Origin of the sequence: Frischella sp. Ac48 (genome assembly GCF_019641635.1) — a bacterium.
GTDB classification, from domain to species: Bacteria; Pseudomonadota; Gammaproteobacteria; order Enterobacterales; family Orbaceae; genus Frischella; species Frischella japonica.
On record NZ_JAETXP010000001.1, the window covers coordinates 290,140 to 302,572 of the forward strand.

Here is a 12,433-nt window from a genome sequence, read left to right on the forward strand (position 1 = left end):
ATTTATAACTCAGTGCCTAAACCAATATAAAAATGGGCTGTTGTTTTTGAATGTTCAATCGGTGTTGCTATATCAAATTTTACGGGTCCAATTGGCGACACCCAACGTATTCCGATTCCGGCACCGGTATGAAAATCTGTACCATCAAGTTTATCTATTGCCTCACCAGTATCCACAAATACTGCACCCCACCATGCACCTGTTAGATTATATTGATATTCGAGAGAACCGGTAATTAATTTTGTACCACCTTTCAATTTACCCTTTTTATCTTTCGGCGCTATAGAGTTATAGCTATATCCCCTTATACTTCGATCTCCACCAGCAAAGAAGCGAAAATTAGGTGGAACTCGTTCGAAACTACTTGCTTGAATAATACCAAAATTACCACGAGCGACTAAACGGTGCTGTTTCAATAATGAACGAATCCATACTTGTTGTGTCTGAAAACGAATAAAATTAATATCAGACCCAATATCTTCCGCTGCAGCTTCTAATGAATAACGTTGTGAATCGGCCCATAAAGGAAATAAATTGTCTTCACTTCTGACCCGAGAAAGGCTAATCGAGGGATAAAGAAGGAAGGTTCTAAAACTGTCATCCGCTTGTTTAAAATTGTCATACATGACATTTAATCCGATAGCATGTTGCCAGCCTTGAAAAATATCCCAATTGCGAATAATACCTATTGAATAAGACCGCGAATCGGTATCTTTATTATCAATTTTTTTATATCCTCCCTGAATTGTGTAATAATCTTCTAAAGGAGATTTATATAGAGGAATTTTATAAGCCCCGGAAATCGATTGTTCGGGAGAAGATAATGCAAGTTCACTATGAAAACTATGTCCACGGTCATTTATCCAAGGTTTACTCCAGCCGAGCCGCCCTCTCACACCATTATCACTGGAATAGCCTATACCGACATCAACACTATTTTTTTTACGGGGAACTGCAATGACTTGCAGGGGGATCGCTTTATTTTCATCGACTTGATTCAATAAAGGAATCACCGTTACGGCACTAAACCAATTTGTTGAAGATAATCGACGGTTAAATAGAGAAAGTTGATCAGCGCTATAACTTTCATTACGTTTAAAAGGAATAATGTTTTTTAAATAAGATTTTCGTATTACTGTATCATTAAAACTGACATTACCAAAGTGATAACGTTGACCAGTATCAAAATCAATATTCCAGTATGCCTGATGTAATTTATCTGCTACCGCAAGTTGATGTTTAGATAGATCAGAATCAAAATAACCTTTTCGTAATGCAATGCGCTGTAATTGCTTTATAAAACCATCATAATCACCATGATTTAAAATCGTTCCCTTAGCTGGTAAATCATTATTTAACAAACTAATATAATCTCGATCATGGGCACCTTCACCAGATATATTAATATTTGTCTTTTCAATTAAAATCGGTTCACCTTGATTGACGATAACCGTTATCAGCTTTGCATCATCCGAAATTTGATATTCAAAAGTTGGGGCATAGTAACCGAGAGCTCTTAACCCTTTTTTTATTTCATCTTCTAAAGATTGCTTAAAATAGGGGGTATCATCGATACGATTTGGATCGATCAATGACAAACGCGCATCTACATTTTTCTGTAATGCTTCAGGTAATCCTTTAACAGTTAAATGCATTTTTGCCAGAGCAAATGAATTTACTGCCATAATGAGCATAACTAAAAGGAAAGTAAAATTCCTTCGCACATCAACTCCAAAATTGTGTCACGTCACTTAATCGACAAATAATTGGCTAAGTAGTAGACTTAAAATTAATCATAATTATCATATCAGACTATAAATAACAATAAAAGCTCTTGTTTTTTAACAACTTTTATAGTTTATTCCAATAATGTAACTTTACCAATGTAAGGTAAATGACGATAATGTTGTGCATAATCAATACCATAACCTACTACGAACTCATCCGGAATCGAAAAACCAACATACTTAACAGGGACTTTCACTTCTCGTCGAGAAGGTTTATCTAACAGGGTACAGATTTCAATTGATCTTGGCGTTCTAAGTGCAAGTAATTCCTTAACTTTACTTAATGTATTACCGGTATCAATAATATCTTCGACAATGAGCACATCTTTGCCATGTATGTCTTCATCGAGATCTTTGAGAATTTTGACATCGCGGTTGCTATTCATAGCGTTACCATAACTTGATGCCGTCATAAAATCAACCTCGTGTCCCACTGTAATTGCTCGACTAAGATCAGCCATAAAAATAAATGATCCACGTAATAAACCGACAAGCACTAATTCATTTTGACTATTTTGATAATTATCACTTATCTGTTTACCTAATTCTTGAACACGATGTTGAATATCTTGTTCTGATAACATTTTTTCTAACTTATGCTTTTTCATTAATACACCAATTTATGTTAAATTTATTTGAGATCTACTAAGAAATATCACTTTTTCATAGCCAGAATATTTTTAATAATATAAAAAATGGATTATATAGTATTTTTATATTTTAGTTATCTTTGTCCCTCATAATTTAATCATGATAGTTTAATTAATAGTCAATTGGTTTTTATCTAAGTAAAAACGAAATTGTTAACAAGTTATATTTTATAGACTCAAATTAACCCATTTGCTGATCAGCAAAATATCATCTAAAATTGTTCATTGTTATTAATTACGTATATACTAGATGTTATATTAAATATATGAGGTTTAAGATGACTAAAAAGCCAACCAAGTCGCTCGCCTTTGAAGAAACCCTAAAAGAACTTGAAACAATTATCAGCAAACTTGAAATAGGAAGTTTGCCATTAGATGAAGCATTAAACGAATTTGAAAAAGGGATCAAATTAGCTAAACAAGGCCAGAACCAGTTGCAAAAGGCTGAACAACGAATTCAGATTTTATTAGCGGAAAACGGTGATTCGGCACTAACTGATTTTTCGTTGCCTGAAAATTAAATTTGATTGTAATAACTATGATAACTGCTTTTCACAAACTTCATGATCAGTATACACACAGAATCAATAAAGTCCTTGAACAAGCCATCCAAGATATTCCCTCTTCTGTATTAACAGCGGCTATGTCTTACAGTTTGCTTGCTGGTGGTAAACGTATACGACCATTTTTAGTTTATGCTACCGGACAAATGTTTGATAGCCAATTAGATTGGCTTGATGCTCCAGCTGCGGCAATTGAAATGATTCATACCTATTCCCTTATTCATGATGATTTACCTGCTATGGATGATGATCAGCTAAGGCGTGGTATGCCGACTTGCCACATAAAATTTGATGAGGCAACTGCTATACTTGCTGGTGATGCTTTACAGACTTTTGCTTTTACCAAATTAGCTCAAGCACCCTATTTAGACGCAAATTGCAAAATTGCTTTAATTAATGAACTTTCTAACGCTAGTGGTGTAAATGGTATGTGCCTTGGGCAATCATTAGATCTGCAATCAGAACACAAAGAAATTTCTTTATCGGATTTACAAACTATCCATAGCCATAAAACCGGTGCGTTAATTAAATCAGCTGTTCGACTCGGCATGTTTGTGGCAGGGGAACATGCTTTACAATATCAAGTTTCACTCGACAATTTTGCTGATCATATTGGTTTAGCTTTTCAAATACAAGATGATATTCTAGATGAAATTGGCGATCAAAACACAATGGGGAAACAACAAGGTACTGATAGGCAGTTGGAAAAAAATACTTATATCACTCTATATGGTTTGGATAATTCTATAAAAATTACTCAAAAACTTCATACACAAGCGCTCGAAGAGCTGAATAAAATACCGTATAATAGTGAACCATTACACCAATTAGCCAATTTTATTATTAGTCGCCATTTTTAGTTAATAATCAAATATTGAGAAACAAAAGGCCTAAATGAAGCTTGAACATTATCCGTTATTGAAACAGATTAATTTTCCAAAAGATTTAAAAAATTATTCACAGTCCCAATTGCCGATTATTTGTGAGGAACTGCGGCAGTTTTTACTTAATTCGGTAAGTCGTTCAAGTGGGCATTTAGCCTCGGGATTAGGCGTGATTGAATTGACAGTGGCGCTGCATTATGTCTATGACACCCCATTTGATCAATTGATTTGGGATGTAGGTCATCAAGCCTATCCTCATAAAATTCTAACCGGTCGCCGAGATAAAATGTTAACAATTCGTCAAAAAAACGGTCTTCACCCTTTCCCTTGGCGTGAAGAAAGTGAGTATGACGTTCTCAGTACTGGTCACTCTTCTACCTCAATTAGTGCAGCTTTAGGTATGGCCGTAGCAGAACAGAGTAAATCATCAGATCGCAAAGTTGTTTGCGTCATCGGTGATGGTGCTTTAACAGCCGGTATGGCTTTTGAAGCGCTGAATCATGCTGGGCATTTAAAACCTGATATGCTGGTTATTGTTAATGATAATGATATGTCGATTTCTCAAAATGTTGGTGGTCTTAATCAACATTTGGCACAAATATTATCAAGTCAGACTTATGCATCAATCCGTAGAAACGGAAAAAAAGTCTTATCTGGCATTCCACCGGTAAGACAATTTTTGAAAAAAACTGAAGAACATCTTAAAAATCTGATTACCCCCACCAATTTATTTGCTGAACTAGGATTCAATTACCTGGGACCGGTTGATGGTCACAATATTGATACGCTTGTCAATACACTAACCCAATTGCGACAACTCAAAGGACCTCAGTTATTACACATTGTGACGCAAAAGGGTAAAGGCTATCCACCGGCAGAAAAAAATCCCGTTTTATGGCATGGTGTTCCAAAATTCGATCCGAGTGAAGGTAAATTTAATAAAGCTATTAATAGTAACCCTACTTATTCAGAAGTTTTTGGTGATTGGTTGTGCCAAATTGCCCAACATGATAAACGATTAATCGCCATCACCCCAGCTATGGGAGAAGGTTCTGGTATGGTAAAATTTGCTGAACGTTATCCAGAGCAATTTTATGATGTTGCTATTGCCGAACAACATGCAGTAACTTTTGCTGCTGGCTTAGCGATTAATGGAAAAAAACCAGTAGTAGCAATTTATTCAACCTTTTTGCAACGAGCTTATGATCAGCTTATTCATGATGTTGCTCTGCAGAATTTACCTGTATTATTTGCGATTGATCGTGCAGGTATTGTTGGTTCCGATGGTCCAACTCATCAAGGTGTATTTGATATTAGCTTCTTACGTTGTATACCCAATTTAATTATCATGACACCTAGTAATGCCAACGAATGCCGTGATATGCTCTATACTGGTTACCAACATAATGGGCCGGCTGTAATTCGTTATCCGCGTGGTGAAGCAGCTGAGGGGGAATTACAACCAATGCAATGTATTGAAATTGGTAAGAGTAAATTAATTCGACAAGGACAAGCCATAGCTATATTAAATTTTGGTTGTTTATTAAACGAAGTATTAATATCAGCAGAAACTCTTAATGCAACTGTTATTAATATGCGGTTTGTCAAACCCTTAGATGAAGAAGCCATTTTGGCCATAACCAAAGATCATCAAATCTTAGTAACAGTAGAAGAAAACGTTATTCAAGGTGGTGCTGGTAGTGCAGTGAATGAATTTATTCTGACGAAAAAACTAAAATGTGATATGTTAAATATTGGATTACCTGATGCTTTTATTCAGCAAGGAAACCAAGTTGAAATTCGTGATGATCTTGGTTTAAGTGCAGAGAAAATCACCAGAAAGATTAAAAATTTTATTAGACAATAGGTTACATATGGATACTCAAGTTGTTAATATTCTTGTATTTGGCCGAACGCTCAAGCTTACTTGTCCTGTTAATGAAGTTGAATCACTTGATTTAGCAGCAAAAGATCTGGATAATAGACTCAATGAATTACGTCGTAAAACTCAACTAATGAACAGTGATCAATTAATCATTACTGCCGCATTAAACATGTCATATGAGTTGACAAAACAAAAACAAAAAAATATGCAACTTGAAAATGAGTTTAATGATCGTTTAAAGAAAATACAGAATCTGCTTGATAATGTTTTAAATTGTAATCAGTTGTAATAATTTTTGTAAAAATACTATTAATTTGATTGTATACTGCGTCAAATTTTTTGTATCATAATTATCTCTGAGATGTTCGTTAATGGGTTTGTCCCCTGAGCCGATAATCTTTATGATAGAGTGGTTATGCTTATTGATTGGTGTGTATGCCTTCATGTTAAGGAAACCTAATAATCAAACATAACGCTCACCTTGAACTTCGGGTTCAAGGGTTATAACTCATGACGGCATCTTGGAGTCTCTATTATATCTTTAATATTATGCAATCAATTTCTCATCTTCCTACTCAGCAAATCCGCAATATTATTCGGAAAATTCGTCGTAATTTACCCATTGAGCAACGTTTGCAAGCCGAACAAACGATTTATCTTCAAGTACAACAACACACTAAGATACAATTAGCTCATAACATTGCTATTTTTCTTTCATTTGATGGTGAGGTTAATACCCAACCAATTATTGAATACCTTTGGCAACAAGGCAAATCAGTTTTCTTACCACTTATTGATCCAGTTAAACCTAATCATTTAATTTTTATCGCTTATGAACAAGATACACCACTGATTGCTAATCAATTTGATATTTTTGAACCAATTTATGATGCTAATAAAATCATACCTTATCAATCATTAGATGTGATATTTACACCATTAGTGGCTTTTGATGATCGCAATTATCGTATCGGAATGGGGGGCGGTTACTATGACCGGTTATTACAAAATTACCAACAAGAAAATATTTACCCTATCGGATTAGCATTTAAATGCCAACAAATTGACCATGTGATGAATCAAGCTTGGGATATTCAATTACCTGAAATAATCAAAGGTTAATTGATATTTAAGTTGCGATGTTATTAATAAATCGTTATAATCCAACCGCTAAAAAAAGCAACTAAATCCTTTGCCAATTGCTGGGTCGCCTGTGATTGGTTAATTTAACTAAAGAGAAATCATTATGTTTACACTACAAGCTGAAGTAAAAACTGAGCAGGGAAAGAGTGCGAGCCGCCGCCTGCGTCACGCTGGTAAATTCCCAGCAATTATTTATGGTGGTTCAGAAGCGCCTATCGCAATCACGCTAGACCACAACCAAGTGTTTAATATGCAAGAAAAACCAGAATTTTATTCTGAAGTTTTAACTATTTCAGTTGCTGGTAAAGATGTGAAAGTGAAAATCCAAGCTGTTCAACGTCACGCTTTTAAACCAAAATTATTACATATGGATTTTGTTAGAGCATAAGTTTTAAAATGCTTTTATCAATAAAAACCCCACTTAGTTGGGGTTTTTTATAGCAATCTCATCTCACTTTGTCATTATACGATTGTACTGTGCTGTTAACATCAAGTTATTATTGCAAATAGTTATCTCGCATGGTTTTAATATCAGCTTCAGTAACACCAAGCTCTTGTTTAATATAATTAATAGGTGAGCCCGCAACTTGTTTCATTGTGTTAAAAATTTCCAAAATAAAACTTTCTCGAGTATCGATTAAACAAAGCAAATAATCAAGCACATCTTGGTTATCAGTAATTTTTCGATAAGCTGCCATTTTGATTTCGTTGCGTGCCAACCGATTTTCATGCGTCAACATATAATCTCTAATGATATCGTCTTGTGAAACACCCAATATCAATAAAATTAATAACACACCGTAACCTGTACGATCTTTACCACCTCGACAATGTTGAATACTTGGATTATTATGAGTATCCAACATAATTCTTAACATCTGTTTAAATGAATTTTTTGACTTGTCACTTAACACAAAATTACGATACTGCTCTAATACCTGTTCACCTCTACCATTGATTAACTCTTTAGGTATATCACGCATAACGCTTTCAATTAATGCGCGATCCTCATTACTCGGTTCTGCAGCGAATTGTGCGGCTAATTCGGCAGTTTGTGCTGATGCATCCAGATGAAACGTCTGTTTTTCGCCTATATTTGTATTTGGGTTGGACTTGATCTCATTTTCACTCCGATAATCAATAATAGTTTGAATATTTAGTGCTTCAATATAAGCTTTTGCATCGGCTTTAAGACCGCTTAGATGATTTGAACGATAAAATATTCCCCATTTTATGCGACGACCATCGGCCCCCACATAACCACCAAAATCACGAAAATTATTTAATCCGGTAATTGGTAATGTACGTTCTGAAAATAAGAAAGGCGCCTGCTCTTGCGTTTGCAAAATAAAATACACCCGCTGTTTAGCATGTAAAGGATCATCAATTATCATTGGGCTCTGCACATTTTTAGCCACTAACGTTTTCATGCCATCACAACAATTTGCTTGCGTTGTCCAGTAAAGATCAATGGATTGATTACCCGTAGATTCAAATGTCAAAACTAATTTTCCTTGCGTGTTACGAACAACTGATGCTGATTGAATATATGTCATTATTTTGATCCTTTTAATGTAATACGCCAAGAATAGAAAGAATTACGCCAATTATCATTACTGCGATAATTAATGACACAGTGTACTTACCCTGGAATTTTCGAACCAGAAAGAATACACTCAACGCAAAAATTAACGTTAAAAAGTTTGGCATGACTTTATCAAACATTTCTTGAACTTTAATTGATTGTTCATCTACCTTAATTATTAATGGCGTGGATACTTTTACAGTCGAAGCAATCAAAGATCCTAACACCATGACACCAACCACATTAGCTAGATTGCTAATTCGTTGAATAATATTGGAATTTTTTGATTGTTCAATAATATCAATCCCTTTATTATAACCATAATGAACAAAGAAATATTTGGTAAAAATATTAACTAGATTATAGATAATAAACATTAATATCGGTCCAATGATATTGCCTTGTAATGCAAAAGCTGCCCCGATACTGCCACAAATTGGCATCCAGGTAAATTTCAGTAAACTATCCCCTAATCCCGCAAAAGGCCCCATTAATCCTGCTTTTAAAGAGACAACCGCATCTTTTTCATCTTCATCGGTCTTTTCTTCTATTGCGGCAGTGACACCTAAAATTAATGCCCCAGCATTAACTTGCGTATTAAAAAATTCAAAATGACGTTTCATCGCCCGCACACGTGTCTCTTTATCGGCATCTTTATACAGACGATCTAATATTGGAATCATACAATGCGCAAAACCAATAGTTTGTAATTTTTCATAGTTATAAGAAAATGGTATAGTTTGTATGCGCCAAAAAACACTATTTAAATCTTTTTTGGTGATTTTATTAACACTATTCATAGATCATATTCCTCTTCAACTGGCGTATTTATTACTTGATTATCTTGTGCTGCGGATTGTCGACTATTATTCTTATCTGCCATAAATGCCATGTCATACAATACAGCAAAAGCAAGAGCAATAAAGGTGATTGGGATAATTGGTAATTTAAGATAAGCGGTTAACATAAAACCAAGCAGAAAGAAGAACCACATTCTACCTTTGAGTAACATCAGTAATAAAATACAAATACCCACAGCAGGAATTAATTTTGATGCCACGCCCATACCCGTGATAATACCCTTAGGAATAACATTTAGAATATTTGTAATCAGATCGCTACCAAAATAAACACCAAGGAAACAAGGTACTGCACGAATTAAAAACCAAACTGGAGTGGAAAAATAATGCACTTTAACCAATCCTTGATAATTACCATCTTGAATACTTTTTTCCGCCCATGGATTTAAAAAGCAAGCAAATGAACGCCAAAGAATCAGTAACTGTTGACATAAAACTGAAACAGGTAAGGCTAATGCGACACCTGTAGCTATAATTTTTTCGATAGAGGTATCTGACGAACCATCAGCGACAATACTTCCACTGGTAGCAATACCTAACGAAACACCAATAATCGAACCAGCAACAATATCAGGGGCTGAATAAGCTCCAACATTACCAATCCCCATCCACATCAATTCTAATGTTGCACTAATCGCTAGCCCTTGAACGACATCCCCCATGATGATGCCTGCTACAGTACCGGTCAATAATGGTCTACGTAACATTTGCGGACCAACATCATCTAATGAACAGATCCCCGCCCAAATCGCGACAAGAATAGCCTGTGTTAACATAAGTTAACCTCCAAATATTTATAATAAAAAGATAATTAAGACTAATTAAGTAGTGTTTTTAGTAATACTACGGGATCTTTGGGTACCATTTGCACCTCAACCACAACATTTTTGGCGATCAGATTTTTAAATGCTTGTTCTTCTTCAGGTGTAACCGATACTGCACGTGTCAAAGAACGGCGTCCATCCTGCATTCGCATACCACCTACATTAAGTTTCTCTATTTCCAGTCCACCGGCAACTAAAGTGTCAACATCCACACTATTAGTAAATAACAACATGGTACGTTTTTTGATTGGCGTTTTCTTGATAATTTCAATAAATTGTTGAACACCAAATACCAGGACTTTCAAACCAGCAGGCGCTGACATGGTTAAAACTGACTGTTGAACCGTATCAGCAGCAGCTTTGTCATTAATCACTAACACTTGTTCAATATCATAATTTTTTACCCATGTGGTAATCACTTGTCCATGAATAAGACGATCATCAATTCTAGCAACATTGATTGGCATAATTGTTTCCTTATAATTCTGTAGATGGCTCAACTTGAGCTGTTAATATTTGACTAACATCAAAGCAACTTTGCGCAAAAGATGCTTCAACAATTGATTTAACTTCTTCTCGTGTTCCGTCGCGATTATTTAATATTTCAAGTAAAACTGGGATATTAAAACCACAAAATAGCAATACATCTGAATGCTGTATTACTAATTCTCCAGCTAAATTACATGGTGTTCCGCCCATAAGATCAACCAAAATAATCACACCATCGCCTTCGTTTAGTGCTTGATAACTTAGTTGCATTTGCTTACGTAATTCATCAATATTGCTATCCACTGATACAGAAATTACATTTATTTTTTCTTGTTTGCCCATTAGCATTTCTGCACATTCGAGTGCGCCTTGAGCAAAAGGACCGTGACTGGCTAAAATAATAGGTAGTTGTTTTGACATAACAAATTTCTCTTCGTATAGTTTTAACATCTAAAGTAAATTTATTACTTAAATAATAAATTTATTTAGTAATAAAGTTACATCCTAATAAGTTATTCGTCATTATCTTTTTTTAGGATTTTTTTTAATTTGTGAAGAGGATCATGTTTTTGGGTAAGAATAGAACCAATATCAATAATAAATAATATTCATATTGATGGGATCAAACATAGTAAGGTATTTAGAAAAACATTGCGGTTATTTAAGATGAGGGAACTTACGGGCTTTACGATGTTGCGTTTGAAACTTAAGCTTTTCGTCATATTGTTTAATAAATAAATTAGTGATTAACATATTTACTAATGTAATTTGAGAAATTTTAGAGCGAATAGGAATTAAACGCGACACATGTTCTGTCGAAATGGTATGCAATACAATATTTGCTAATCCAGAAACTTGGCTTTGTCCCATTTTAGTGATCGCAATAGATGGTATTGATTGTTGATTAGCTATTTTTAATAATTCTATACATTCAGGTGTTTCTCCAGAATGTGAAATAATAATTACTAAATCGTGTGAATCCAATGAACGAACAATATTACGGCTAATATGTGCATCAAAATGACAATTGACATCTTTTTTAATTTTAATCAGCTGATATTCTAATTCTTTCCCAACTAAACCACTACTACCTACCCCAAAGATCACAATCTTATGGCTATTAATTAGTAAATCGATAGCGTTATTTAATTCATCAGGATTAATCATTGAGTAAGTTTCATCGATAGAAGATTTTTCAACTATCAGCACTTTACGGTTCACATCTTGCAAGTCATCAGTTAGATGAATATCATCTTGCAAGATATCATTCGTGACGTTTTTAGGCAAAGAAGAGATCAGATCAATTTTAAAATCGCTAAATCCACGATATCCCATTTTATTACATAATCGCAAAATCGTACTGGTACTAACCTGATTTAATTTAGCTAAAGCTTGAATACTAACATTTTTCAGCTCTTGCGAATGAGCGATAATATATTCCGCAACCTCTAATTCCTTAGCTGACAAATCTTTTTTAACTTCCCTAAGTTTTAAATCAATCATAATTAACCTGTTGTCACGCAATTTATTTACTAAATAGTATAGTAAATTCATTGCTAAATATGAAAATTATTTTTAATTAAAACAGACTTGGATTTTTATCCATCAACTATCTCATTACATTAATAGGCAGATTTAATATTATATTATAAAATAATTAGTTAAAAATTTTTCAAGTAATGAGCGTTTTCCGATGATATCACTTGGCTCACAGCTATATCGCATTAACTTAATTTGATTTAATGTTTATTGTTACTTGTGAT

Annotated in this window: 14 protein-coding genes and 1 other RNA gene; 7 read left to right on the forward strand and 8 right to left on the reverse strand. The window is 34.3% G+C overall.

Annotated elements, in window-relative coordinates:
- Window positions 1-2 precede the first annotated feature (2 nt).
- Both JMI89_RS01290 and hpt read right to left on the reverse strand, forming a co-directional pair.
- A complete protein-coding gene (locus JMI89_RS01290) occupies window positions 3-1,685 on the reverse strand; it encodes an autotransporter assembly complex family protein (RefSeq protein ID WP_220679121.1) in 1,683 nt (560 codons plus the stop codon).
- Window positions 1,686-1,858: 173 nt separating this feature from the next.
- Window positions 1,859-2,395: a hypoxanthine phosphoribosyltransferase gene (gene hpt, locus JMI89_RS01295; RefSeq protein WP_187755717.1), complete on the reverse strand. Its 537-nt coding sequence runs from the start codon at window positions 2,393-2,395 to the stop codon at window positions 1,859-1,861.
- 320 nt (window positions 2,396-2,715) lie between these two features.
- Between hpt and xseB the strand changes: the two genes are divergently transcribed.
- The 7 genes from xseB to rplY all read left to right on the forward strand — a co-directional run bounded on the left by xseB (window position 2,716) and on the right by rplY (window position 7,300).
- Window positions 2,716-2,958 carry an exodeoxyribonuclease VII small subunit gene (gene xseB, locus JMI89_RS01300; RefSeq protein ID WP_187755718.1) on the forward strand — a complete coding sequence of 81 codons (243 nt, stop codon included), beginning with the start codon at window positions 2,716-2,718 and terminating at the stop codon, window positions 2,956-2,958.
- A 17-nt stretch (window positions 2,959-2,975) separates the two neighbouring features.
- Complete coding sequence (ispA, locus tag JMI89_RS01305; RefSeq protein WP_187755719.1) at window positions 2,976-3,860, forward strand: (2E,6E)-farnesyl diphosphate synthase; 885 nt, start codon at window positions 2,976-2,978, stop codon at window positions 3,858-3,860.
- A gap of 34 nt (window positions 3,861-3,894) precedes the next feature.
- Window positions 3,895-5,751, forward strand: a complete 1,857-nt coding sequence (dxs, locus tag JMI89_RS01310; protein ID WP_187755720.1) for a 1-deoxy-D-xylulose-5-phosphate synthase — start codon at window positions 3,895-3,897, stop codon at window positions 5,749-5,751.
- 7 nt (window positions 5,752-5,758) lie between these two features.
- Window positions 5,759-6,058 (forward strand): cell division protein ZapA, encoded by a 300-nt coding sequence (gene zapA, locus JMI89_RS01315; RefSeq protein WP_187755721.1) that lies wholly within the window; start codon window positions 5,759-5,761, stop codon window positions 6,056-6,058.
- Window positions 6,059-6,119: 61 nt separating this feature from the next.
- Window positions 6,120-6,300: non-coding RNA, 6S RNA (ssrS, locus tag JMI89_RS01320), on the forward strand.
- Window positions 6,301-6,318: 18 nt separating this feature from the next.
- Window positions 6,319-6,891 carry a 5-formyltetrahydrofolate cyclo-ligase gene (locus tag JMI89_RS01325; RefSeq protein WP_187755722.1) on the forward strand — a complete coding sequence of 191 codons (573 nt, stop codon included), beginning with the start codon at window positions 6,319-6,321 and terminating at the stop codon, window positions 6,889-6,891.
- 124 nt (window positions 6,892-7,015) lie between these two features.
- A complete protein-coding gene (gene rplY, locus JMI89_RS01330; RefSeq protein WP_187755723.1) occupies window positions 7,016-7,300 on the forward strand; it encodes a 50S ribosomal protein L25 in 285 nt (94 codons plus the stop codon).
- Between the two features lie 109 nt (window positions 7,301-7,409).
- On the opposite strand, the gene JMI89_RS01335 is transcribed toward rplY, so the two are convergent.
- From JMI89_RS01335 to JMI89_RS01360, 6 genes are all read right to left on the reverse strand, one after another.
- A complete protein-coding gene (locus JMI89_RS01335; RefSeq protein WP_187755724.1) occupies window positions 7,410-8,468 on the reverse strand; it encodes a tyrosine-protein phosphatase in 1,059 nt (352 codons plus the stop codon).
- A 13-nt stretch (window positions 8,469-8,481) separates the two neighbouring features.
- On the reverse strand, window positions 8,482-9,297 hold the full coding sequence (locus tag JMI89_RS01340) for a PTS system mannose/fructose/sorbose family transporter subunit IID (RefSeq protein WP_187755725.1): 816 nt from the start codon (window positions 9,295-9,297) through the stop codon (window positions 8,482-8,484).
- The gene (locus tag JMI89_RS01345; protein WP_187755726.1) at window positions 9,294-10,133 is read right to left on the reverse strand and encodes a PTS sugar transporter subunit IIC; all 840 of its coding nucleotides are present in this window, start codon (window positions 10,131-10,133) and stop codon (window positions 9,294-9,296) included. The genes JMI89_RS01340 and JMI89_RS01345 overlap by 4 nt, the downstream gene beginning before the upstream one ends.
- A 41-nt stretch (window positions 10,134-10,174) precedes the next feature.
- Entirely contained in the window at window positions 10,175-10,648 is a 474-nt protein-coding gene (locus JMI89_RS01350) for a PTS sugar transporter subunit IIB (RefSeq protein WP_187755727.1), read from the reverse strand.
- A 10-nt stretch (window positions 10,649-10,658) separates the two neighbouring features.
- Complete coding sequence (locus JMI89_RS01355; protein WP_187755728.1) at window positions 10,659-11,090, reverse strand: PTS sugar transporter subunit IIA; 432 nt, start codon at window positions 11,088-11,090, stop codon at window positions 10,659-10,661.
- Window positions 11,091-11,327: 237 nt separating this feature from the next.
- Window positions 11,328-12,173 (reverse strand): MurR/RpiR family transcriptional regulator, encoded by an 846-nt coding sequence (locus JMI89_RS01360; RefSeq protein WP_187755729.1) that lies wholly within the window; start codon window positions 12,171-12,173, stop codon window positions 11,328-11,330.
- Between the last annotated feature and the right edge of the window lie 260 nt (window positions 12,174-12,433).

Coding starts and splice junctions, on each gene's coding strand:
- JMI89_RS01355 (WP_187755728.1), bottom strand. CDS start 11,090: ATGTCAAAACAACTACCTATTATTTTAGCCAGTCACGGTCCTTTTGCT.
- JMI89_RS01345 (WP_187755726.1), bottom strand. CDS start 10,133: ATGTTAACACAGGCTATTCTTGTCGCGATTTGGGCGGGGATCTGTTCA.
- JMI89_RS01350 (WP_187755727.1), bottom strand. CDS start 10,648: ATGCCAATCAATGTTGCTAGAATTGATGATCGTCTTATTCATGGACAA.
- JMI89_RS01290 (WP_220679121.1), bottom strand. CDS start 1,685: ATGGCAGTAAATTCATTTGCTCTGGCAAAAATGCATTTAACTGTTAAA.
- zapA (WP_187755721.1), top strand. CDS start 5,759: ATGGATACTCAAGTTGTTAATATTCTTGTATTTGGCCGAACGCTCAAG.
- xseB (WP_187755718.1), top strand. CDS start 2,716: ATGACTAAAAAGCCAACCAAGTCGCTCGCCTTTGAAGAAACCCTAAAA.
- ispA (WP_187755719.1), top strand. CDS start 2,976: ATGATAACTGCTTTTCACAAACTTCATGATCAGTATACACACAGAATC.
- hpt (WP_187755717.1), bottom strand. CDS start 2,395: ATGAAAAAGCATAAGTTAGAAAAAATGTTATCAGAACAAGATATTCAA.
- JMI89_RS01335 (WP_187755724.1), bottom strand. CDS start 8,468: ATGACATATATTCAATCAGCATCAGTTGTTCGTAACACGCAAGGAAAA.
- dxs (WP_187755720.1), top strand. CDS start 3,895: ATGAAGCTTGAACATTATCCGTTATTGAAACAGATTAATTTTCCAAAA.
- rplY (WP_187755723.1), top strand. CDS start 7,016: ATGTTTACACTACAAGCTGAAGTAAAAACTGAGCAGGGAAAGAGTGCG.
- JMI89_RS01325 (WP_187755722.1), top strand. CDS start 6,319: ATGCAATCAATTTCTCATCTTCCTACTCAGCAAATCCGCAATATTATT.
- JMI89_RS01340 (WP_187755725.1), bottom strand. CDS start 9,297: ATGAATAGTGTTAATAAAATCACCAAAAAAGATTTAAATAGTGTTTTT.
- JMI89_RS01360 (WP_187755729.1), bottom strand. CDS start 12,173: ATGATTGATTTAAAACTTAGGGAAGTTAAAAAAGATTTGTCAGCTAAG.